Annotated in this window: 21 protein-coding genes; 11 read left to right on the top strand and 10 right to left on the bottom strand. The window is 67.0% G+C overall.

Going from position 1 to position 22,906, the window contains the following annotated elements; genetic code table 11:
* Nucleotides 1–62 precede the first annotated feature (62 nt).
* Entirely contained in the window at nucleotides 63–674 is a 612-nt protein-coding gene (locus tag ACN8ZM_RS34005) for a hypothetical protein (RefSeq protein ID WP_420213190.1), read from the bottom strand.
* A gap of 36 nt (nucleotides 675–710) precedes the next feature.
* The gene (locus ACN8ZM_RS34000; protein WP_420213189.1) at nucleotides 711–1,067 is read right to left on the bottom strand and encodes an energy transducer TonB; all 357 of its coding nucleotides are present in this window, start codon (nucleotides 1,065–1,067) and stop codon (nucleotides 711–713) included.
* A gap of 147 nt (nucleotides 1,068–1,214) precedes the next feature.
* Between ACN8ZM_RS34000 and ACN8ZM_RS33995 the strand changes: the two genes are divergently transcribed.
* From ACN8ZM_RS33995 to yddG, 7 genes are all read left to right on the top strand, one after another.
* The gene (locus ACN8ZM_RS33995) at nucleotides 1,215–1,502 is read left to right on the top strand and encodes a hypothetical protein (protein ID WP_420213188.1); all 288 of its coding nucleotides are present in this window, start codon (nucleotides 1,215–1,217) and stop codon (nucleotides 1,500–1,502) included.
* Nucleotides 1,503–1,736: 234 nt separating this feature from the next.
* Nucleotides 1,737–2,468, top strand: a complete 732-nt coding sequence (locus ACN8ZM_RS33990; protein WP_043191002.1) for a GntR family transcriptional regulator — start codon at nucleotides 1,737–1,739, stop codon at nucleotides 2,466–2,468.
* Nucleotides 2,469–2,553: 85 nt separating this feature from the next.
* On the top strand, nucleotides 2,554–3,873 hold the full coding sequence (locus ACN8ZM_RS33985; protein ID WP_089452791.1) for an NAD(P)/FAD-dependent oxidoreductase: 1,320 nt from the start codon (nucleotides 2,554–2,556) through the stop codon (nucleotides 3,871–3,873).
* Between the two features lie 134 nt (nucleotides 3,874–4,007).
* A complete protein-coding gene (locus ACN8ZM_RS33980) occupies nucleotides 4,008–5,339 on the top strand; it encodes an MFS transporter (protein WP_089452790.1) in 1,332 nt (443 codons plus the stop codon).
* Nucleotides 5,340–5,420: 81 nt separating this feature from the next.
* Complete coding sequence (locus ACN8ZM_RS33975; RefSeq protein WP_043191010.1) at nucleotides 5,421–6,329, top strand: dihydrodipicolinate synthase family protein; 909 nt, start codon at nucleotides 5,421–5,423, stop codon at nucleotides 6,327–6,329.
* Complete coding sequence (locus ACN8ZM_RS33970) at nucleotides 6,329–7,831, top strand: aldehyde dehydrogenase (protein WP_420213187.1); 1,503 nt, start codon at nucleotides 6,329–6,331, stop codon at nucleotides 7,829–7,831. The genes ACN8ZM_RS33975 and ACN8ZM_RS33970 overlap by 1 nt, the downstream gene beginning before the upstream one ends.
* Nucleotides 7,832–7,968: 137 nt before the next feature.
* On the top strand, nucleotides 7,969–8,913 hold the full coding sequence (yddG, locus tag ACN8ZM_RS33965; protein ID WP_420213186.1) for an aromatic amino acid DMT transporter YddG: 945 nt from the start codon (nucleotides 7,969–7,971) through the stop codon (nucleotides 8,911–8,913).
* 72 nt (nucleotides 8,914–8,985) lie between these two features.
* On the opposite strand, the gene ACN8ZM_RS33960 is transcribed toward yddG, so the two are convergent.
* Both ACN8ZM_RS33960 and ACN8ZM_RS33955 read right to left on the bottom strand, forming a co-directional pair.
* Nucleotides 8,986–9,615: a LysE family translocator gene (locus ACN8ZM_RS33960; RefSeq protein WP_420213185.1), complete on the bottom strand. Its 630-nt coding sequence runs from the start codon at nucleotides 9,613–9,615 to the stop codon at nucleotides 8,986–8,988.
* A 123-nt stretch (nucleotides 9,616–9,738) separates the two neighbouring features.
* Nucleotides 9,739–10,635 (bottom strand): LysR family transcriptional regulator, encoded by an 897-nt coding sequence (locus ACN8ZM_RS33955; protein WP_420213184.1) that lies wholly within the window; start codon nucleotides 10,633–10,635, stop codon nucleotides 9,739–9,741.
* A gap of 320 nt (nucleotides 10,636–10,955) precedes the next feature.
* Between ACN8ZM_RS33955 and ACN8ZM_RS33950 the strand changes: the two genes are divergently transcribed.
* The gene (locus tag ACN8ZM_RS33950) at nucleotides 10,956–11,804 is read left to right on the top strand and encodes a sulfite exporter TauE/SafE family protein (RefSeq protein ID WP_420213183.1); all 849 of its coding nucleotides are present in this window, start codon (nucleotides 10,956–10,958) and stop codon (nucleotides 11,802–11,804) included.
* Between the two features lie 369 nt (nucleotides 11,805–12,173).
* Here ACN8ZM_RS33950 and ACN8ZM_RS33945 read toward each other — a convergent pair whose 3' ends face one another.
* Complete coding sequence (locus tag ACN8ZM_RS33945; RefSeq protein ID WP_205821950.1) at nucleotides 12,174–13,124, bottom strand: LysR substrate-binding domain-containing protein; 951 nt, start codon at nucleotides 13,122–13,124, stop codon at nucleotides 12,174–12,176.
* Nucleotides 13,125–13,233: 109 nt separating this feature from the next.
* Here ACN8ZM_RS33945 and ACN8ZM_RS33940 point away from each other — a divergent pair, with 109 nt between their 5' ends.
* The 3 genes from ACN8ZM_RS33940 (at nucleotide 13,234) to ACN8ZM_RS33930 (ending at nucleotide 15,456) form a co-directional block, all read left to right on the top strand.
* Nucleotides 13,234–14,559, top strand: coding sequence for a D-serine ammonia-lyase (locus tag ACN8ZM_RS33940; RefSeq protein WP_420213182.1), 1,326 nt, complete (start codon nucleotides 13,234–13,236; stop codon nucleotides 14,557–14,559).
* A 53-nt stretch (nucleotides 14,560–14,612) separates the two neighbouring features.
* On the top strand, nucleotides 14,613–14,867 hold the full coding sequence (locus ACN8ZM_RS33935) for a hypothetical protein (protein WP_027791787.1): 255 nt from the start codon (nucleotides 14,613–14,615) through the stop codon (nucleotides 14,865–14,867).
* Nucleotides 14,868–15,156: 289 nt separating this feature from the next.
* Nucleotides 15,157–15,456, top strand: a complete 300-nt coding sequence (locus ACN8ZM_RS33930; RefSeq protein WP_175025163.1) for a DUF4148 domain-containing protein — start codon at nucleotides 15,157–15,159, stop codon at nucleotides 15,454–15,456.
* 99 nt (nucleotides 15,457–15,555) lie between these two features.
* Here ACN8ZM_RS33930 and ACN8ZM_RS33925 read toward each other — a convergent pair whose 3' ends face one another.
* The 5 genes from ACN8ZM_RS33925 to ACN8ZM_RS33905 form a co-directional block, all read right to left on the bottom strand.
* Nucleotides 15,556–17,346 carry a diguanylate cyclase domain-containing protein gene (locus ACN8ZM_RS33925; RefSeq protein ID WP_420213181.1) on the bottom strand — a complete coding sequence of 597 codons (1,791 nt, stop codon included), beginning with the start codon at nucleotides 17,344–17,346 and terminating at the stop codon, nucleotides 15,556–15,558.
* Nucleotides 17,343–18,473 carry an extracellular solute-binding protein gene (locus ACN8ZM_RS33920; protein ID WP_043191034.1) on the bottom strand — a complete coding sequence of 377 codons (1,131 nt, stop codon included), beginning with the start codon at nucleotides 18,471–18,473 and terminating at the stop codon, nucleotides 17,343–17,345. The genes ACN8ZM_RS33925 and ACN8ZM_RS33920 overlap by 4 nt, the downstream gene beginning before the upstream one ends.
* 203 nt (nucleotides 18,474–18,676) lie before the next feature.
* Nucleotides 18,677–20,263, bottom strand: a complete 1,587-nt coding sequence (locus tag ACN8ZM_RS33915; RefSeq protein WP_420213180.1) for an aldehyde dehydrogenase (NADP(+)) — start codon at nucleotides 20,261–20,263, stop codon at nucleotides 18,677–18,679.
* Nucleotides 20,264–20,337: 74 nt separating this feature from the next.
* Nucleotides 20,338–21,270 carry a dihydrodipicolinate synthase family protein gene (locus ACN8ZM_RS33910; protein WP_420213179.1) on the bottom strand — a complete coding sequence of 311 codons (933 nt, stop codon included), beginning with the start codon at nucleotides 21,268–21,270 and terminating at the stop codon, nucleotides 20,338–20,340.
* Between the two features lie 31 nt (nucleotides 21,271–21,301).
* The gene (locus ACN8ZM_RS33905; protein ID WP_420213178.1) at nucleotides 21,302–22,876 is read right to left on the bottom strand and encodes a UxaA family hydrolase; all 1,575 of its coding nucleotides are present in this window, start codon (nucleotides 22,874–22,876) and stop codon (nucleotides 21,302–21,304) included.
* Between the last annotated feature and the right edge of the window lie 30 nt (nucleotides 22,877–22,906).

Raw genomic sequence — 22,906 nt, 5'->3', positions numbered from 1 at the left:
CGGGCGCCCGCTGCAACGGGCGCCTGCTGCTGCACGCAGCACGACTCGTTGCATGCGCAACGTTACGGGGCGATCAGGATGCCGCGGTTCGCGAAATAGCGGTCGAACGTCGCGCGCGGCATCGCCACATTCTGCTGCGTACGCACGTCGAACCCGGACGGGTTGTGGAACAACCAGTCGCCGGTGTCGCGGCTCGCGCCGAACACCAGCACCATATGCCCGCCGCGCGACGGCGGCTCGAACCCGTCGTGCCGGATGCCGGGATGAACCGATGCCATCAGCATGTGGCCGTCATGCAGCTTCGGTTCAAGCGCGGCCGAATCGATCCCTTCCACGACGTCGCCGTCGATCCCATACCGCTCGCGCACCCAGTGCACGAAAGGCCGGTAATGCAGGCGCTTGCCGGTGTCGCCGAGTTCGGGCCGGTAGACGCCGAACCCGACGGCTTCGCGTACCAGTTCGAGCAACGGCACGATCGTATTCGAACGGTGCGCGAGCAGCATCTTCAGGCACGCCATGCCGCAGATGCTCGGGCTCCACTGCGCATATTCTTCCGGCGTGCTCGCGCCGGAGCGATGCCACAACGGGTCGTCCTCCGAGCGCAGTTCGCGGGAGACGAACCGCGAAACCAGGTGCGACGATTCCCATTGCGCGAAATACGGCACTTCTTTCATGGCTTCCCTCTCTGAAAGCACGATGCGGGCGGCTCGCTACATCAGCGAGAACGTGATCTTCTCCTTCATGCGAATCGGGCGTGCGCCCTCGTCGGCGGTACAGTGAATGCGCATGAACGCCGCGGTCACCACGGCGTCGAGTTCCGCATGCCCGCTGCTCTCCAGCAGCGTCACGTCCGACACCGTGCCGTCCGGCAGCACGATGCCGCCGACCGTCACCTCCCCGCTTTGCCCGGCGTGACGCGCGCTGGCCGGATACGACACGTCGCGGGACTCGATCCGGGTGCAGCGCGTGACTTCGGATACGTAGAGGTAGGACGCGTCGGCACGCGCGACGCCGGAAAGCGCGGCGAAGGCGGCGGCGGAAATGGCGAGCAGTGAGCGATTCAACATGGATCTTCTGGTTGGTCTTATGGGATTCGATACATGCGACGACGGCTGCGTGACTATACCGCGATGGCGCGCAGGCGCCTGTCACACACCCATTGCAGGGCGTTGCGCCATGACACGCGCTAGACTGCCCGCCTCCCCCATCGGCCCATGAAGATGAGTTTCGAATACCGCATCCACACGATCCCGTCGGCCGACGCATTCGATGCCATCGCGAATGCGTTGCGGCAATCGCATGACGACATCGACATCGATCCCGACCGCCGACAGCTTGAAGTCCGTGGCGACACCCGCGGCTGGCCGCTGGTCAGCCTGTGGACCGACGACGACGGCTTCTTCCTGGCCACGACACTCGGGCGGACGCGATACACGATGCTCGACTCGATCGGCCGCGCGTTGACGGCAATCGGCGTGGCGTGGCACATCGACGACGCGTGACCGGCGCCCCCTTTCGACGGCTTGCCTGAATCGGCCCCACACGCCGAGCCGGCACCGCGCCAATGCCCGCCATTCGGCCGTCCCGACTTCGTCCCTTTAAGCTACGCATGTCAGGGCACGCCACCCTGCGCCCTCACCGGCCTCACCCGCGCGACGAGGTAAGGTGTAAACCCTTATTTTTGCTTGGTCTATTCTCAACCTAAACTGTGTCTACAGTTTGTAGACAATGAAATCATGTCCAGACAGAAGCTTCAGACCGCTGCACCGGATGCCGAATCCGGCGGTTCGGCGGATCGCAAGAACGTAATGGCGGAGACACTGCGGCGACGCATCGTGAGCATGGAGCTCGCGCCCGGCGCCGTGGTCGACGAGCTCGCGCTCAGCGAGGAATTCGGGCTCTCCCGCCCGCCGGTGCGCGAACTGATGCGCCAGATGGCGGCGGAAGGCTATCTCGAGCTCGAGCCGAACCGGCCGGCCCGCGTGTCGCCGATGGGTTATCAGTCGTTGCGCAGCTTTTTCCTGGCCGCACCGCTGATCTACGTCGCGACGACCCAGCTGGCGGCCAGCCACGCGACGGCGGAGGAAGTGGAACGGTTGAAGGCGATCCAGGCGCAGTTTCGCACCGCGATCGAGGAGAACGACCTGCAGGCGCGCGTGCTGCAGAACGATGCGTTCCACTTCGAGATCGGCCGGATCGCGCGCAACGCCTACCTGATGCCGAGCCTGCGCCGCGTGCTGATCGATCACGCCCGCCTCGGCAAGATTTTCTATCGCTCGCCGGAGACGAGCGACATGCAGCAGGACCTGGAAACCGCCGTCAGGCAGCACGACGAAATCATCGAAGCGATTGCGCAGCGCGATGCGCAGCGCGCCGGCGAGCTGGTCCGCAGCCACATGGAGCTGTCGCGCCGCCGCATGGCCGAGTACGTGATTCCGGAAGGCCTCGACGTACCGATCCAGTTTTAACGGCCGCACCAGACGGCGCACGCTTTCACGTGCGCCGCCTTCCCACGCCATCGATCAGGACTCTTTACCGATATTGGATTTAGGAATGCATAAGGTCACATCGCTTCCAGCCGACGACAGGATGTGCGGCTGGTACCACACCAGCCGGCAGCGTCAGCCCAGGCCATCGCACCGCGGGGAATCCAGCGCGCGCTGGGCCGTCGTCGGTGCGGGTTTCACCGGCCTGGCCGCCGCGCGGCAGCTCGCGCTGAATTTTCCGGATGACGAGATCGTCCTGGTCGACGCCCAGGAAGTCGGCTTCGGCACCTCGGGGCGCAACGCCGGTTTCGCGATCGACCTGCCGCACGACATCGGCGCCGACGACTACATCGGCGACATCCCCACCGCGCGGACGACGCTGAAGCTGAACGTGCTCGGCCAGACGATCCTGCGCCGGCTCGTCGCCGAGCACGGCATCGATTGCGCGATGAGTGCGTCCGGGAAATACCAGGCGGCCGTGGAGCCACGCGGGATCGCCGTGCTCGACGCCTACCGCCGCGGTCTCGACAAGCTCGGCCAGCCGTACGAAATGATCGAGGCCAAGGATCTGCCTGCGCATATCGGCACGTCGTTCTACCGGAAGGCGCTGTTCACGCCGGGCACCGTGCTGATCCAGCCGTCGGCGCTCGTGAAGGGGCTGGCCGACTGCCTGCCGCCGAACGTGACGCTGTACGAGCACACGCCGATCACCGACGTCGAGTACGGCGACAGGATCGTACTCGCGCACCGCCACGGCCGGATCACGGTCGACCAGTTGGTGCTCGCGAACAACGCGTTCGGCATGCGCTTCGGCTTCCTGCAGCACACGATGCTGCCGGTCTTCCTGTATGCGAGCCTGACGCGCCCGCTGACCGGCGCCGAACAGGCGCAACTGGGCGGCAAGCCGTTCTGGGGCGTGATTCCGGCAGACCCGTTCGGCAGCACGCTGCGCCGCACGCACGACAACCGCATCCTGGTGCGCAACAGCTTCAGCTTCAACCCCGACGGCCGCCCGCGCGAAAAGTACCTGCCGCGTTTCGCCGACCGGCACCGGCTGTCGTTCGAACGCCGCTTCCCGATGCTGCCGGACGTCGAGTTCGAGTACACGTGGAGCGGTTCGCTGGCGCTGTCGCAGAACCACAAGGGATTCTTCGGGCAGCTTGCGCCGAACGTCTACGGCGCGCTGTGCTGCAACGGCCTCGGCATCACGCGCGGTACCGTGACGGGCACGCTGCTCGCCGACTGGCTGGCCGGCAAGCGCAGCGAGCTGGCCGATTTCCTGCTGGAAACATCCGGACCGAACCGCACCCCGCCGGAGCCGTTCCTGTCGATCGGCGTCAACTCGACGCTCTGGTGGGGGCAGCGCAAGGCGGGACTCGAAAGCTGACCGGGCCGCGACGAGCGTAACCCCGCCAGGAAGCACCCTAACAACGATATCGATTCATGCATCACACTTAGTAGACCATATCAATAGATCGCGCGACGGTGTCCCGTGCGCAATTTCATGGAAGGAGACAGGCAATGTCAACGCATCACGTTTCCATCGAGGATGTTCCGCTCAATGGATTCCACCAGTTGCTCACGATCCGCTCGGGCGGCGGCTGGCTCATGGACGGCTACGTGCTGAGCATCATCGGCGTCGCGATGGTGCAGTTTTCCGACGCACTCGGCCTGACCGGCTTCTGGCAAGGCATGGTCGCCGCGTCCGCGCTGATCGGCATCTTCTTCGGCGGCTTCATCGGCGGCTGGCTCAGCGACCGGCTCGGGCGGCAGAAGCCCTACTTCTTCGGCCCGGTGATCTTCTTCGTCTGCTCGCTCGCGCAGTTTTGGGTCCAGTCGGGCGAAGCGCTGTTCGTGCTGCGCTTCCTGATCGGTATCGGCGTGGGCATCGAATATCCGGTCGCCGGCTCGCTGCTGGTCGAATTCATGCCGCGCAAGTATCGCGGGCCGCGCCTCGCGATGCTGACGATCATCTGGTTCTTCGGCGCGGCGCTCGCGTACATCGTCGGCAACATCATCCTCGGCAGCGGCGGCCCCGATGCATGGCGCTGGGTGCTGGCCAGCCCGGCCGTGATCGGCCTCGCGCTGTTCGTCGTGCGCATCGGCACGCCCGAATCGCCGCGCTGGCTGCTCAGCAAGGGCCGTGTGGCGGAAGCGGACAGCGTGATCCGGAAAGTCTACGGCCCGTCGTTCTCGGTGAAGAACCTGCCGGAAGAGCAAACCGAAAAGAAGATCTCGCTGTGGGCACTGCTGCACTCGGGCTACGGCAAGCGAATGCTGTTCGTGTCGGTGTTCTGGAGCTGCTCCGTGATTCCGGTGTTCGCCGTCTACTCGTTCGCGCCGCGCGTGCTCGAAGCGCTGCACCTGACCGGCAAGTGGGAATCGCTCGGCTCCGTCGCGATCACGTTGCTGTTCGTGGTCGGCTGCATCATCGCGACGTGGCTCATCAACGAACTCGGTCGCCGCGCGATGGTGATCCACAGCTTCCTCTGGTCAGGCCTCGCGCTGCTGGCCCTCGGCGCCTGCTCCGGCGGCTCGGCGGTGCTGATCCTCGTGCTGTTCGGTGCGTATGCGGTGCTGATCGGCGGCGCGCAGGTGCTGCAGCTCGTGTACCCGAATGAAATCTTCCCGACCGACATCCGCGCATTCGCGGTCGGCATGGGCGCCTCGCTGTCACGCATCGGCGCGGCGGTCGGCACCTGGCTCGTGCCGATCGCGCTGCAGACCGTCGGCATCGGCAACACGATGTACGCGGCGGCGGCCGTCTCGTTCGTCGGGCTGATCGCATCGCTCGCGCTGGCGCCCGAAACGCGCTCGCTCAGCCTGCAAGAGGCCGCATCACTCAACCACTAATCCCATCACCGGTGCGCCGCTGCGCTCGCAACGGCACACCGTTCGTCAACCCGACCGTTTCCCTTTCCGCGGAAGAACATCATGAATTTCGAAGGCATCTACACCCCGGCCATCACGCCCCTGAACGCCGCCGGCCAGATCGACAAGACCGCATTCGCCGACGTGATCGAATCGCTGATCGCGGCCGGCGTGCACGGCATCATCATCGGCGGCTCGACCGGCGAATACTATGCGCACACCGCGCAGGAGCGCTTCGACCTCGGCGCCTGGGCGCGTGAAGTGATCGGCTCGCGCGTGCCGCTCGTGATCGGCACCGGCGCGGTGCGCACCGAGGATTCCGTCGAATACGCGAAGGCGGCCAAGGCCGTGCGCGCCGACGCGATCCTGGTCGGCTCGCCGCCCTACGCGCTGCCCACGCAGCAGGAGAATGCCGCGCACGCGCTGGAGATCGATCGCGCGGCCGGCCTGCCGATCATGCTGTACAACTACCCGGGCCGGATGAGCGTGTCGATGGACCGCGAATTCTTCCGCACCGTCTGCGACGCGTCGAAGAACATCGTCGCGATCAAGGAAAGCTCGGGCCAGACGGGCCAGCTGCACATGCTGGTCCGCGAGTTCCCGAACATCAGCGTGTCGTGCGGCTGGGACGACCAGGCGCTGGAATTCTTCGCGTGGGGCGCGCGCAGCTGGGTCTGCGCGGGATCGAACTTCCTGCCGGCCGAGCATATCGCGCTGTACCAGGCGTGCGCGATCGAGAAGGACTTCGACAAGGGCCGCCGGATCATGTCCGCGATGATGCCGCTGATGGATTTCCTCGAAGGCGGCAAGTTCGTGCAGTCGATCAAGTACGGTTGCGAACTCGTGGGGCTGCGCGCGGGCGGCGTGCGCGCCCCGCTGCGCGGGCTCGACGAACCGGAAAAGCAGGCGCTGGCCGCGATCGTGGCCGGCATCAAGCGCGAAGTCGCCGCCGTCACCGGAGGCCAAGCCTGATGACCGACCTGCTCAGCGCGTCCGAATACGCGGCGCTGGCCGCGGCGTTGCGCTTCCCGACCGGGCCGTTCATCGACGGCGCATTCCGCCAGGCCAGCTCCGGCGACACGTTCGCGACCGTCAATCCGGCCACCGACGCCGTCCTCGCGCAGATTGGCGCGTGCAATGCGGCCGACGTCGACCTCGCGGTCGCCCATGCGCGGCAGGCGTTCGAGGACGGTCGCTGGCGCAAGCTGGCGCCGTCGCAACGCAAGGCCGTCCTGCTGAAGTTTGCCGACCTGCTCGAGCAGCACGCGCACGAACTCGCGACGATGGAAAGCCTCGACAGCGGCAAGCCGATCCGCGAATGCCAGAACACCGACGTGCCGGAGACGATTCATACGATCCGCTGGCACGCCGAGCTGATCGACAAGATCTACGACAACACGGCCCCCGTCGGCGGCAACGCGCTGGCGCTCGTCGTGCGCGAGCCGATCGGCGTCGTCGGTCTCGTGCTGCCCTGGAATTTTCCGCTGCTGATGCTCGCGTGGAAGATCGGCCCGTCGCTCGCGGCCGGCTGTTCGATCGTGGTCAAGCCGGCCAAGGAAACGACGCTCACGGCGCTGCGCGTCGCGGAACTCGCGCACGAAGCCGGCGTGCCGGCCGGCGTCTTCAACGTGCTGCCGGGCGGCGGCAAGGAAGTCGGCGAGCCGCTGGGCCGTCATGCGGACGTCGACATGGTGAGCTTCACCGGGTCGACGGATACCGGGCGGAAGTTCCTCACGTACGCGGCCGAATCCAACCTGAAGCGCATCGTGCTAGAGTGCGGCGGCAAGAATCCGGCGGTCGTGCTGCCCGATGCGCCCGATCTCGACGCGGTCGCGCAGCACATCGTCAACGGCGCGTTCTGGAACATGGGCGAAAACTGCTCGGCGTCGTCGCGGCTGATCGTCCATGCCGACATCAAGGACGAACTGCTGCGGCGTATCGGCACGCACATGCGCGAATGGACGATGGGCAACCCGCTCGACCCGGCGCACCGGATCGGCGCGATGGTCAGCAAGGCCCACTTCGAGAAAGTGCGCTCGTACCTCGAGCAGGCCGGTGCGGAACGCTTGAAGGTTGCGTTCGGCGGCCAGACCGACGGCGGCATTTTCGTCGAGCCGACCGTGGTGGACGGCGTGAGCCCGCACAGCCGGCTGTTCCGCGAGGAGATCTTCGGCCCGGTCCTGTCGGTGACGACGTTCACCGACATCGGTGAGGCGATCACGCTGGCCAACGACTCGGTGTACGGGCTCGCCGCTTCGGTCTACACCGGCAACCTGAACCAGGCGATCCGGCTGTCGCGCGAGATCCGCGCGGGCGTCGTGACCGTCAACTGCTTCGGCGAAGGCGACGTGACGACGCCGTTCGGCGGTTACAAGGCATCCGGGTTCGGCGGCCGTGACAAGTCGATCTGGGCGCACGACCAGTACACCGAGATCAAGACCATCTGGATCGACGTACCCGTGGACCCCACGTAAGCGGGCTGCATGGGATTGCCGGTTGGCGCCGCCCTGCGGGACGGCGGCAACCGGCTCATTCCGTCCGCCATCGCGGTTCGTGCGGGCGGAACCGAATTATCTGAAATCGAATTTGAATGTTGAAACAGGCAGGAAGCATGAAGCGCAAGAATAAGGCAACGCTCGCCGGGCTCGGCGCGGTGTTGTTGTGGGCCTCCGTCGTCGCTCTCGTTCGCGGCGTGAGCGAAAGTCTCGGCGCGACCGGCGGCGCCGCGATGATCTATACGGTGGCGTCCGCGCTTCTGCTGTTTTCGGTCGGCTTCCCCGATCTGAGCCGGTTCCCGAAAAACTATCTGCTGTGGGGCGGGCTGCTGTTCGTCGCTTACGAGCTGTGCCTGTCGCTGTCGATCGGCTATGCAAGCAACGGCCAGCAGGCGATCGAAGTCGCGATGGTCAACTATCTGTGGCCGAGCTTCACGCTGGTCGCGGCAATCGTGTTCAACAAGCAGCGCGCCAACCTGCTGGTCGTGCCCGGCGTCCTGCTGTCGATGCTCGGCATCTGCCGGGTGCTCGGCGGCGACCAGGGTCTCGATCCGGCCGGCATGCTGCACAACGTCACGGACAATCCGCTGAGCTACGGCCTCGCGTTCGTCGGCGCGCTGATCTGGGCCGGCTATTGCACGGTGACGGCGCGCATCGCCGACGGCAAGAACGGTGTCACGCCGTTCTTCATGCTGGTTGCGCTGGTGCTCTGGATCAAGTTCGCGATCGAAGGCGGCGGCGGCATGACGTTCAGCCTGCATGCGGTCATCTACATCGTGCTGGCGGCATCGGCGCTGGGGTTCGGCTATGCGGCCTGGAACACCGGCATCATGCACGGCAACGTGACGGTCATCGTCGGCGCGTCGTACTTCACCCCGGTGCTCGCCGCCATGCTCGCCGCGACGCTGCTGCATGCGCCGCTGTCGATCGAATTCTGGCAAGGCGCATCGATGGTATGCGGCGGGTCGATCCTGTGCTGGCTCGCGACGCGCGGCCGGCGCCGTGAAAAAGCCGCACCCGTTCGGGTCGGCAACGAAGCGCAGGGCAATTGCCAGGGCTGACGGTACCGGGCGCTTTCGTCGCGCTGCAAGTCGAACGCCCCCGGCGGTCCTGCAAACCGCCCGTCACTCGCGCTAGCGCGACTCCAGCGCGATACGCACGGCCAGTCCGGCCAGCACCGTGCCCATCAACCAGCGCTGGGCCAACGCCCAGACCGGCCGCCCCGCCAGAAAGCCCGCGATGGCGCCGGCCATGCACGCAATCAGCGCATTCACGCTGACACTGACCGCGATCTGCACGCAACCGAGCGCCAGCGATTGCGCGAGTACGCTGCCGTGCCCCGGCGAAATGAATTGCGGCAGCAGCGACAAATACATCACCGCGATCTTCGGATTCGCGAGGTTCGTGACGAACCCCATCGTGAAGAGCCTGGCGCGACTGTCATTCGGCAACTGCTTGACCTGGAACGCCGAGCGACCGCCCGGCTTCAGCGCCTGCCACGCCAGGTACGCGAGATAAAGCGCGCCGGCAAAGCGCAACGCGTCGTACGCATACGGCACGGCCATCACCAGCGCGGTGATGCCCAGCGCCGCGCACACCATGTAGAACACGAAGCCCAGCGCGACGCCGCCGAGCGACACCAGCCCGGCACGGCGGCCCTGGCAGATCGAGCGCGAAACCAGGTAGATCATGTTCGGCCCTGGCGTCAGCACCATGCCGAGCGACACGAGTCCAAATGCAAGCAAAGTGGGCAAGGCCGGCACGGCAATCTCCTTCGGGGCGAAGCGGTCAGGGGCGAGTTCGAACAATGTATTGCATCTCGACCTGCATCGTCATGAATAAACTGCAAGCCGCTCATGAGCGCGGTTCATCGCACCGGCCGCACGCTACCTGCCCTTTTTCGCGCGCGTGTGGAGCGCCTTCCCTGCCTTCGCGCGTTGTGCGTCGACGAGCCGCACGAACTCATCTGCGACCGCATTACCCGCCGTATTCCACGATAACCGCACCGAACGATGCAGCCTCGGCGACAGCTCCAGCACGCGGCCACCGAATGGCGTGTACGTGAGCGTGATGCGCGGCACGATCGACACGCCCATGCCGGCCTCTGCCATCGACAGGATGGTGCGCATCTCGACCACGTTGAACGCGGCCCGCAGCGGCGCGTCGCTGCGCGCGAAGTAATCGGCGATCACCGGCCCGCATCCTGCCTTCGAGAAAATGAACGGGGCCGTGGACAACTGCTTTGCCGACACGCTCTTGCGGTTGGCGAACATGCCGTCCGCCGCCACCGCGACAAAGTCCTCGTCGAGCAGCGGCAGATTGTGCGCGAACGTCTTCGTGCCGGCCACCACACCGATATCGGCCGTCCCGTCGTCGATCCACCCTTCGACTTCGCTGTCCGTGCCTTCGAGCAGCACTGCCGACACGCCCTGGTGCATCTCCTTCAACGCCTCGAGCGCGGGCACGACGAATGCCAGCGACACGCTCGGCAGCGACGCGACCACCAGCTTCCCTTCCAGCTTGCCGCGCGACAGGCTGAACTGCTGGCGCAACAGCTGCGCTTCGCGCACCACGGTCTGGATGGACGGCCACAGGCGTTCGCCCGCCGCCGTCAGGACGACCGGCTGCCGGTCGCGCCACAGCAGCTTGACCTCCGTGAGGTCTTCCAGCTCGGTCAGGGCATGACTGATCGCGGATTGACTGCGGTTCAACCGGTCGGCCGCGGCCGTGAGCGAACCGAGTTCGACCACGGCCGCCAGGGCCTGCAACTGGGCAAGGGTCATCGGGTCTCCTCATTCCGGGATATGTAGGTTGTGCATGATGCGGCAAGCTGTCGTGAATTATATTGAACCGCGAACCTGGTCGGGCCGACGATACCGGTGGCGCGCCGCGACCCGCGTCGAATGTCCGCCGCGCCGCTCAGGTAAGATGCATCCTCGAACCGCGTGCCGATTGCCTGCGGCCCCGGCCGCACGACGGCGCGGCGCCATGCGATCGCCTTCCGGTTCGAGCCCAACCAGAACAAATGCGTGCAACCTGCACGCGACCGCAACAGGCTCCGTCGGCAGCGCTCGCTGCCGGATAGGCCGCGACATGCCATTCCATGATGCATTTCAATCTGACTGAAGGTGTGCTGGTCTCCAGCCTGCAGGGGCTCAGCGCGTTCGATCTGGCCGGCATCGCCGTCGCGCTGCTGCTGGGCGGCATGGCCAAGGGGATCACGGGCATCGGCGTGCCGCTGATCGCGATGCCGATACTCAGCCAGTTCCTGCCGATTCGCCATGCGGTGCTGCTGCTGTCGATGCCGATCATCCTCGGCAACATCCCGCAGGCGCTGGAAGGCGGCCAGGTGCTGGCGACGGCACGCAAGATCGCCGCGCCGATCGCGGGCACCGTGATCGGCAATATCGTCGGTGTCGCAATCCTGCTCTCGCTCAACCCGGGTCATGCGCAAGCGGCGTCCGGCGCGCTGCTGATCGTGGCCGCGGCGCTGATGCTCGCCGCGCCGAAACTCAACCTGCCGGACGCATGGCAAAAGCCCGTCGGCTTCGCACTCGGCTTCGGCGCCGCGCTGATGGAAAGCATCGCGTCGGTGCCGGGCCCGCTGCTCGCTACCTACCTGATTTCGTCCGGCGCGACCGGGCGCGTCTTCACGAAGCAGATCGCGATCATCCTGGTGGTGTCGATCGTCACGCTGATCACGACGTTCAGCGGCGCCGCGCACGCGAGCGGCGCCGACCTCGCGATCTCGGCGGCGGCCAGCCTGCCGGCCATTGCCGGCATGTGGCTCGTTCGCCCGCTGCGGGACAAGATGTCGCCCCGGATCTTCAGGATGGTCGTGCTGCTGTTCGTGCTCGCCGCGGCGTCGCAGATGATCTGGAAATCGGGCGTGCTCCGGCACGGCGGATCGCCCGTTACCCAGATGAACAACGCGCACGCGGGCAAAAACTGAGAGATGGCGTAAAGCCATCGATCGCGCATGCGTTCTGAAAGCTGCAAAGCGTAGTATTCGCGGACCCGGCGTATCGCCCCGCCCAACGGTGCGGACGATACGTCACCGACTTTGCTGCTCGCACGCCGATATCCACATCGGCGCTGCCGCGCTTTCAGAGGCATGAAATGGAAACCTACGTGTTGCTCGGCTGCGGATTCGGCCTTGGCCTGTTGATCGCCATCTGGGGTATCTGGCAGCTCAAGTAACGCTCGCCAGGCCCGTCCGCGCGCAAGCCATCCGTAGGGAGATGGACGGGAAATTGTAGTTGACGGCTGTACCCGCCGCCCAACTATTTCGCACTCCGACCCACCTGTCCGGCAGCATCGCCTACGCGTGCCGGCTTCCGTTCGACAGCAAGCGCGATCGGGCGGCACCGAAGCGCGCGCACTCGGCCTTGAGCCAGTCCGAAAAAACGGCGGTACGCGGATCGTCGGGATTGCGCGACAACAGCATGTAGCGCGCCGGCGCACGCACGTGCGTGCCGAAGACATCCACGAGCCGTCCGCTCGCGATTTCGTCGTGCACCAGCGCGGCGCGCCCCATCGCGACACCCTGATGGTTCAGCGCAGCCGTGATGGCAAGGCTCGAGAAATTGAACTGCGGGCCGTCGAGATGCGCCGTCCACGCCGGACGGACCTCGTCCAGCCACGTGCGCCACTCCACGAACTCGGGTGCGCCGCCCCACGGCGCGGCGTCGTGCAGCAGAACGACGCCGTCCAGCGATTCCCCGCTCGCAAAGGACGGATGCTGCGCCAGATACGCGGGCGTGGCGACCGGAAACAGGATTTCGTCGAGAATCGCCTCGGCATGCAGCCGCGCATAGTGCACCGGGTCGTAGCGCACGGCCACATCGATGTCGTCGGTCTCCATCGCCTGGCGATCCAGCACCTGAAACTCGGCCTTCACGCGAACCGGCACGTTCGGTTGTTGCCGGTGAAATTCGGACAGGCGCGGCATCAGCCATTGCAGCGCGAGCGACGGCAGGCAGCTGACCTGCAGCGGAGCATCCGACATGCCAAGCGCCTGAAGCGTGCGGTTGATGTCGACGAACGCGCCCGACATCGTCCCGAGCAGGATCCCGCCCTTCTCGGTCAGCTTCAGGCCGCGCGCCTGGCGCACGAACAGCGGATAACCGAGCCGGTCCTCCAGGTTCCGGATCTGCTGGCTCACCGCGCTTTGCGTCAGGTTGAACGCCTGCGCCGTCTTCGTGAAGCTCAGCAACCGGCCGGCCGTTTCAAAGCAGAGCAACGCACCCAGGAGCGAACCGTCGAGTCGCATAGATATCAGTCAGGCTAATGGATTCATTAGAAATCGGCGCTTTTGCGCAGGCTGCCGGAATCGTAGCATTCCAGCCATTCTCCCTGCTTATCCGATGCAAGACCGATCCATGACCCTCACGCTCCAACCCGCCGATCTATTAGGCAAACTGCAAGCCCGCCACCCGTTGCTGTGGCTGAATCCCCATGCCGGCAGCCCGCTGCCGCCCGACGCGCCGGCGCTCGACGCGATTGCGATGGCCGAAGCGCGGCTCGCGCGCTGCGAACCGCTGATGGCCGAGCTGTTTCCCGAACTCGCGGCGAGCGCGGGAAAAATCGAGTCGCCGCTGATGCCGGCCGACGGCCTGCAGCGCAGGTTGTCGCTCCCCGCAGACGCACACGGCGCCTGGTTCATCAAGCGCGACGACGCGTTGCCGGTCGCCGGCTCGATCAAGGCGCGCGGCGGCTTTCATGAAGTGCTCGCGCTCGCGGAGTCGATCGCGATCGAACACGGGCTGCTCGAACCCGCGGGCGACCGCCGGATCCTCGCATCGGCCGCCGCACGTGAACGGTTTGCCGCGCACACCGTCATCGTCGGCAGCACCGGCAATCTCGGCCTGAGCATCGGCGTGATGGCCGCCGCGCTGGGGTTCGAGTCGGTCGTCCACATGTCGACCGACGCGAAGCCGTGGAAGAAGGCACGCCTGAGACAACGCGGCGTTCGCGTGATCGAGCATGACGGCGACTACGCGCAAGCCGTCGCGGCCGGACGCGCGCAGGCACGCAATCGGCCGCGCAGCCACTTCGTCGACGACGAAGGCTCGCTGCTGCTGTTCCTCGGCTACGCGGCCAGCGCCCGGCCTCTCGCCGCGCAGCTCGCCGCGGCGGGCCGCCGCGTGGATGCGGCGCACCCGCTCTTCGTCCATATCCCGTGCGGCGTCGGCGGCGCACCGGGCGGCATCGCGTACGGTCTCAAGGCGCTGTTCGGCGAGCATGTGCATTGCTTCTTTGCCGAACCCGTTGCTTCGCCGTGCATGCTGGTCCAGCTGGCCGCCGGCCCCGGCAAGCCCGTGTCCGTCTACGACGCGGGGCTCGATAACCGGACCGAAGCCGATGGCCTCGCCGTCGCGCAGGCATCGCACCTCGTCAGTCCGCTGATGGCGTCGTTGCTGTCGGGCGTCTTCACCGTCAGCGACGCGCAGCTCTACGCCCAGTTGCTCGCGGTTCAGCACGCGACGGGCGTGGCGCTCGAGCCGTCGGCCGCCGCTGCCGTCGGCGGTCCCGGCTGGCTGGCGCAGTCCCCGGCCGGTCGCGACTACGTGGATCGCCACGCGATCGACCTGCGCCGGTCGACGCACGTGATCTGGGCGACGGGCGGCTCGCTCGTGCCGCCGGAAGAACACCGCCGCTTCCAGTCGCATGCACAAGCGCTCGCCGCTACCGCACCCGGCGCGTGACACGTTGGGGCCGGCGCCCCGCCCGGTTCCCGAAGACGCGTTAGACTGTCCGGATGGAACAATGCCGTTATTGCCAGAGAATCCGCGATGAATGGGATTGCCACGGTGACGAATGCCGCCGGGCAATCGCCAAGGCGCTGCGCCGGCAGCGTGCGGGCCTGCCCATGGTGCCCGATCGCATCCGCAACGAACTGCCGTCCGGCGCGCCGACCCAGCAGGTGATCGCCGTGCTGTCGCGCCAGCGCCTGCGCGCGCGCCGCGGCAACGAGGAACGCCGGGAACGCAAGGAAATCGACGACGACGTCTGATCCGGCAGCATCGCAGCCCCGGCCCCACCCTCGTCCTCTCCGCCCGCGCCTTCGCCGCCGGGCGCCCATCCGTGCACGCCCCCTGTGCCGCGCGCATCCGCCCCCTCGCCCTTGCAAATCCGGCAACATCGAATAGGGACAGAAGGCGTTTATCTAGGAATTATTGCCCCGGTTGCAAGGATCTTTCACTGAAACCCACGTTTACCCTAGGTCACCCGACGCCTACGATGTAATCAACCGCTTACGACATGGTGTCGAACGCGGAAGCCAATAAACATCGGAGGTCATCATGAAATCGCTCGTTTCCGCAGTCGTTGCCGCTGTCGCCCTGTCCGCCTCGTTCGGCGCATTCGCCCAAAGCACCGTGACCCGCGCTCAAGTGCGCAACGAACTGGTCCAGCTTGAAAGCGTCGGTTACAAGCCGAGCCAGTCGAGCCCGCACTACCCGGCCGACATCCAGGCCGCACAAGCCCGCGTGCACGGTGCCGACAACAGCGGCTACGGTGCGCAACCGGCCGCAGCCGTCCAGGGCGGCGCACCGGCCGTGAAGGTGCAAAACCCGCGCGACTCGATCTACTTCGGCCACTAAGCCTGCCGCTGCGCGCCTTCGCGCGCAGTCCGCCCCGGCCACGAGCCCGTCCCGCGACGGGCTCGTCGCGTTTGCATCGCGCGTATCAGCGGCCGGCGGTCACCGGCTGCCGCCCGACGCGACCCGGCCGGCCGCTTCGTCCGTCCCGCTGCCGGTGCCGCTCCCGCTGCCGACCAGTTCCTGATAGCGCACGAACGCGCGCTGCGCGGACGCCTTCGCCGCGTACATCGCGGCGTCGGCCTTGACGAGCAGTTCCTCGGCCGACGCGCCGTCGGCCGGAAACTCGCTGACGCCGATGCTCGCGCCGACGGCCATACGCCGGTCGCCGAATTCCAGTTCCTCGGCCATCACGAGCTGGATGCGCGACGCGACGTCGCCGATCACCGCCGGTGAACGCACGTCCGAAATCAACACGATGAATTCGTCGCCGCCGAGCCGCGCGACCATGTCGCCGCCGCGCAGCACGAGGCTCAGCCGCTTGGCGACCGCGACGAGCGCGCGGTCGCCCGCCGAGTGCCCATGCTGGTCGTTGATCTGCTTGAAGCGGTCGAGATCGACGAACATCACGGCCAGCCCTTCGTGCATCGCGGCCGCGCGCCGGATCGCGGCGTCGAGGTGCTCCATGAACAGCAGGCGGTTCGGCAGCGCGGTCAGCGCATCGTGGCCCGCGAGGTGCGTGAGCTCCAGCTGCTTCGCGCGCAGCATTGCGACCTGCGTGCGGATCTCGACGCGCATGCTGTCGAAACAGCGCGCGAGCACGCCGATCTCGTCGGCGCGCCCGACCGGCAGCTGCTCGGCGGCCGGATCGTCGAACACGTGCGTCGCGGCACGCGCGAGCGTCTGCAGCGGCCGCGTGATCGCACGCGCGAACAGGATCGCGAGGATCACCGCGAACAAGCTCGACACGAGCACCATCCGGACGATCCGTTCACCAAGCATGCCGGCCGGCGCCAGCACGTCCCCCAGCGGGCGCGCCATCCCGAGCACGACGAAGCGGTTGCCCTCGTCGTGCCCGAACGGCGTGCGCGCGAAGGCGAACATCTGCCCCGGTGCCTCGGCCGGATTGGCAAGGCCATTGACCGTAGCGTTGACGCGCGTACTGTCGAACAGCGCGCGCGTAACGGCGAAGCGGTCCTGCATCAGCACGCGCCGGCCGCGATCGAAGCCGAACGTCTGCGACGGATCGGGATGCACGAGGAAATCGCCCCACTCGTTCGCGAGATACACCCCATAGTCTTCTGGCAGATCGCGCTCGAGCCGGTCGAACACGCGCGACAGCTCGACGTCGACGACCAGCGCGCCAACCGTCTGGCCCGACGTGTCGACCACCGGCGTGCCCACGCGCAGGATCGGCAGCCCTTCGGCTGCGTGCGACCCCGTCTCGTGGTTGATCACGATCGGCGACAGGTAGATATGGCCGGGCGCCGTCGCGAGCGTATCGAATACGTAGGAAAACTGTCCTTTCTCCTGGAACACGCTGTCCGGCAGCACGACGATGCCGTGCGCGTCACGATCGACGCGGATGCGTTCGAGCCCGAAATCCCCGCGCGCGATCAGCCGGATCTGCAGGTATTCGGGGTGGTTTCTCATGAAGCTGTAGAACACCTGCTCGAGCCGTGTGCGTGGCGCGCCATCCCGGTTGTCGCCGTCCGAGACCAGCGCGCACGACGGCAACTGCGCGAGCACGAGCGCATCGTCCGCAACGTCGGACAGCGCAGTGGTAAAGCGCTGCCCGAGCAGCTGCGTCGACATCAGCAGACTGTGCTGCGCTTCCTGCACGAGCATCGCGCGGTTCGCGCGATACGTGTAATAGCCGGTCGCGCCGGACGCGATCACGCCGATGCATGCGAACAGCACCGAAAGTTTCGACGTGAGCCCGAGCCGGATCATTTTTCGAATCGCTCCGGACGGTCGCCCGACACGATGCGGCTCCACAACGATTCGCGTCGCGCGATGTCCTCGACGGGCTGGAGCCAGACGAGATGCTGGTGCCCGGTGTCGAGGCCCGGCGGCGGCGCAAGCGTGTTCGCGAGACCCTGGCGTTCGGTCAGCAGCGCGCCGATCGCCGGTTCGAGCATGTAGTTGATCCACGCGAACGCGAGCTCGGGATGCTGCGCGCCGCGCGTGACGGCCCAGCAGTCGAGCCATGCGAGCGCGCCTTCGTCCGGGATCACGTAGCCGACGTCCGCGCCGGCGCGCCTGAGCAGTTCGACCTGCTGCGTGCCGTAATTGCCGAACATCAGCGCCGCGCGATGCTGGACGAACAGCGCGGTCGCCTCTTCAGGAAGCGTGTAGTACGTCAGCAGGTTGCGACGCAGGTCGATCAGCTTGTGCGCGACCACGAGCGTCTGCGCGGGCGACAGGCGAAACGGATCGGAATAGCCGAGCGCCAGCGCCGTGAACGAAAAATTGTGCTGCGCACTGTTGAAGTCGAGCACCTTGCCGCGATAGCGAGGATTCCACAATTCCCGCATCGAGTGCGGCGCAACCGGCACCTGCTTGCGGTCGTAGATCAGCCCCATCGACGAATACGTGAACGGGATCGCGTACGTGGCGCCCTCTTCCACGAGCCCGCCGATCGTCGCGAGTTGCTGGAAGTTCGGCAACTGCCGCCGCCGGTTCGGGATGCGCGACAGGTCGATCGGCGCGAGCAGACGTTCGTGCGCGTAGCGCTGGATCTCGGCCGTGTTCGCGGCCAGCACGTCGTACGGCGGTGGCGCGGCGCTGTGCATCCGCGTCCACAGTGCCTCGTCGGAATCGACGAACGTCACTTCGACGCGTACGTGAAATTGCGCCTCGAACGCACTGACGACGTCGCTGTCCGCATAGCCCGGCCATGCAAGCACGCGCAGCACGTTGTCGTTGACGGCTTCGGGAGGGGCGGCGAACGCCGCAAGCGCGGCGGCAACCAAGCCCGCCGTCAAAATGATGAGCAGCCCGAACACGGCGATACGTACGCGCGTACGTGCGCCGATTCCCCTGATCAATCGGTCCCCGTGTGAATCGCCCGGCTGCATTCGACTGTCCTTTTTCGAGTCGATGCGATATCCCGCAACAAGACCATAAAACCTACGGTCGCGCAATCGGAAGAAGCCGTATACGGCGGTGCCGGCGCGGCCTCACCGGCGTCATTGCACGTGCATCAAAGCCCGTCGGGCAAGCGGCCATTCATCAGTCGAAAGTACGCCATCACCGCGTCGCCCGTTCGGGAACGGCCCCATCACGCCTGCGCGTCGCGATGCCCGTCGATGGTGCGCGGCACGCCCTGCGGATTCGCGTCGCGCAGCGCATCGGGCAGCAGCGCGTCGGGCACGTCCTGATAGCAGACCGGGCGCAGGAAGCGACCGATCGCGAGGCTGCCCACCGACGTCGAGCGTCCGTCCGACGTCGCCGGATACGGACCGCCGTGCACCATCGCATGCCCGACCTCGACGCCCGTGCCGAAGCCGTTCACGAGAATGCGCCCCGCGCGCCGCTCGAGCAGCGGCATGAAGGCGCGCGCCGCAGCGTGATCGCCGTCGTCGACATGCAACGCCATCGTGAGCTGCCCGTCGAGCCGCTCGACGAGCGCATGCATCGTGTCGAGATCCGGGCAGCGCACGACGAGCGAGGCGGGGCCGAACACTTCGTCGTGCAACTCGGGCTGACGAGCGAACCGGTCGGCCTGCGTGGCGAACAGCGCGGCGCGGCCCGCATGACGGATTCCGTCACCGGCCGCCGCGCCGCGCGCAAGCAGTTCGACACCGGCCTGCGCGCCCAGCCGCGCGACCGCCTCGTCGTACGCGCGGTGAATGCCGGGCGTGAGCATCGCGGCCGCGGGCAGATCGGTCAGCGCGGCGGCGGCCGCAGCCTCGAAGCGTCGCAGCGCGGGGCCGTCGACGCCGAGAATCAGCCCCGGATTCGTGCAGAACTGACCGACGCCGAGCGTCAGCGCCGCCGCGAATGCGCGGCCGATCGCCTCCGCGCGCGCGTCGAGTGCATGCGCAAACAGCAGCACCGGATTCACGCTGCTCATCTCCGCGTAGACGGGTATCGGCTGCGGTCGCGCAGCCGCGAGCGCCATCAGCGCGACGCCGCCGTGGCGCGAGCCCGTGAAGCCCACCGCCTGGATGCGCGGATCGCGCACGAGCGCGGCACCCACGTCGTAACCGTCGTCGAACAGCAGCGAGAACGTGCCATCCGGCATCGCACATGCGTCCACGGCATCCCGAATCGCACGGCCGACGAGTGCCGACGTGCCCGGATGCGCGGGATGCGCCTTCACGATCACCGGGCAGCCGGCCGCCAGCGCCGACACCGTGTCGCCGCCAGCGACCGAGAACGCCAGCGGGAAATTGCTCGCACCGAACACGGCGACCGGGCCCAGCGCGACGTGCTGCATGCGCAGGTCGACGCGCGGCAGCGGCTGACGCGCCGGCTGCGCGGGATCGATGCGCACGCCGAGGAAATCGCCCGCCCGCACGACCTGCGCGAACATTCGAAGCTGCGCGACGGTGCGTGCGCGCTCGCCTTCGATGCGCGCGCGCGGCAGACCGCTTTCCGCGACGCAGCGCTCGATCAGTAAATCGTCGAGCGCGAGCAGCCCCTCGGCGATCGTGTCGAGCAACGCCGCGCGCGCGTGCAGCGACGTATGTCGATACGCATCGAATGCCTGTGCGGCCAGCGCGCAGGCCGCGTCGACGTCTTGCGCCGACGCGCGGCCGAACACGGGGGCGAGCGCCGCGCCGGTTGCCGGGTCGATCGCCTGGAATCCCGCGGCGCCGACCACACTGCGCCGACCGATCAGGGAAGCGCCAGAAATCTGCATGAATCGTCCTCGTTGAACATCATTGAATATCGTTGCATCGTGAAAGCGTCGAATCGTGCCGTCGCGCGCCGCGCTCAGCGGCCCCAGCGCAGTACGAGCGGATCGAGCGAGCGGGCGATCCGCAGCAGGCTCGCTCGCGTGTCGGGGTGCATCGTCGGCAGCGGATGACGCACGGCGTCCGACGCGATCACGCCGCCGGCCTTCATCAGCGCCTTCGCGGTCGCGATGCCGCCCTGGCGGTTCTCGTGATTGATCAGCGGCAGCCAGTGCGCGTACTCGCGCTCGGCTTCGTCCGCACGGCCGGCAGCCCACGCGTCGACGATCCGGCGGATCCCGTCCGGATACGCACCGCCCGTCATGGCGCCCGTCGCGCCCGCTTCGAGATCGGCCATCAGCGTGATCGCCTCTTCGCCGTCCCACGGCCCGACGATCGCGTCGCCGCCGAGCCGGATCAACTCGCGCAGCTTCGCGGCCGCCTGCGGCACCTCGATCTTGAAGTACGACACGTTCGGAATCTCGATCGCCATCCGCGCGAGCAGCGCGGCCGGCAGATGCGTGCCGCTCGCCGGCGCATCCTGGATCATGATCGGGATGTCGATCGCATCGGAGACGCTGCGGAAGAACTCGACGATCGCCGCCTCGCCCGCGCGAAACGTCGCGCCGTGATACGGCGGCATCACCATCACCATCGCGGCGCCCGCGTCCTGCGCACGGCGGCTGCGCTGCGCGCACACGGTCGTGCCGAAATGCGACGTGGTGACGATCACCGGCACGCGACCGGCCACGTGCTCGAGCACGCAGTGCATCACCGCGTCTCGCTCGTCGTCGGCCAGCGAAAACTGTTCGGAGAAGTTCGCGAGCACGCACAGGCCGTTCGATCCCGCATCGATCATGAAGTCGACGCAGAGGCGTTGCCCGTCGAGGTCGAGACGGCCATCGTCGGTGAAGATCGTCGGTACGACGGGAAACACGCCCCGATAGCGCGTGGTTGAAACGTTCGATTGCATCAATGGCACTCCTTGCCGCAGGGAATTCAAATCAGGTAATCGCGCCGATCTGCCACGGCACGAATTCGTTCTGCCCGTAGCCATGCAGCTCGCTGCGCGTCGGACGGCCGGACGCCGCGTCGAGCATCATCCGAAACAGCGTCGCGCCGAGCGCATCGATGCGCACACCGCCGTCGAGCACGTCGCCGCAGTTCAGGTCGATGTCGTCGGCCTGCCGCCGCCACAGCGCACTGTTGGTCGCCAGCTTCAGCGACGGCGTCGGTGCGCAGCCATATGCGGAGCCGCGCCCCGTCGTGAAGCAGATCAGGTTCGCGCCGCCCGCGACCTGCCCGGTCGCGGAGATCGGGTCGTAGCCTGGCGTATCCATGAACACCAGCCCTTTCGAGCGAACCGGCATCGCGTATTCGTAGACGTCGACGAGATTCGTGCTGCCGGCCTTCGCGATACCGCCGAGCGATTTCTCCAGGACGGTCGTGAGGCCGCCTGCCTTGTTGCCGGCCGACGGGTTGTTGTTCATCGCCGCGTGATGGCGCGCGCAATAGTCCTCCCACCAGCGGATGCGCTCGACCAGCTTCTCGCCCACGTCGCGCGACACTGCGCGACGCGTGAGCAAATGCTCGGCGCCGTAGATCTCCGGCGTTTCGGACAGGATCGCGGTACCGCCGTGCTTCACCAGCAGGTCGACCGCCGCGCCGAGCACAGGGTTCGCGGTGATGCCCGAATAGCCGTCGGAGCCGCCGCATTGCAGGCCGACCGTCAGGTGGCTCGCGTCGACGGGCTCGCGCCGCACGTCGTTCGCGGCGGCCAGCATCGACTCGACGAGCGCGATGCCCTTCTCGATCGTCTTGCGCGTGCCGCCGCTGTCCTGGATCGTGAACGTGCGCAGTCGCGCGTGCTCCGTCAGCCCCTGGGTTTCGAGCAGGCGCGGAATCTGGTTGGTTTCGCAACCCAGCCCGATCACCAGCACCGCCGCGAAATTCGGATGGCACGCATAGCCGCCGAGCGTGCGCTGCAGGATCGCGAGCGCATCGCCGTCGGGATCGACCGCGCAGCCGACGCCGTGCGTCAATGCCACCACGCCGTCGACGTTCGGATACGCGGCAAGCGCGTCGGGGTGGATGTCGCGGCGGAAATGATCGGCGATGGCGCGCGCGACCGTCGCCGAGCAATTCACCGACGTCAGGATGCCGATGTAGTTGCGCGTCGCCACCCGGCCGTCGGCGCGCACGATGCCGTCGAACGTCGCGCGCTGCGCGTCGGGCACGAACGCGGTGTCGCGCGTGCCTTCGCCGAACGCGTAATCGCGCGCGAACTCCCCCATGTCGAGGTTGTGCGTGTGGACGTGCTGGCCGGGCCGGATCGGCTGGCTCGCGAAGCCGATGATCTGGCCGTAGCGGCGCACGGGCGCGCCGGCGTCGATCGCGCGCGTCGCGACCTTGTGACCGGGCGGGATCAGCCCCGCGACGCTCACGCCTTCGTCATCGAGGCGCGTGCCGCTGACGAGCTGCTCGACGGCGATGACGACGTCGTCGGCGGGATCGAGCCGGATCGTGCGTGCGCGCGACGCGGCCGGCGCCTGACGGGTTTCGGTGGGAAATGACGACATGATTCGGTTCCGGTTGAATCGGGCGACGGG

Source organism: Burkholderia aenigmatica, from assembly GCF_048627025.1.
GTDB lineage: Bacteria > Pseudomonadota > Gammaproteobacteria > Burkholderiales > Burkholderiaceae > Burkholderia > Burkholderia aenigmatica.
The sequence above is the reverse complement of the archived record's forward strand: the minus strand, read 5'-3'. Positions and strand labels throughout refer to the sequence as shown.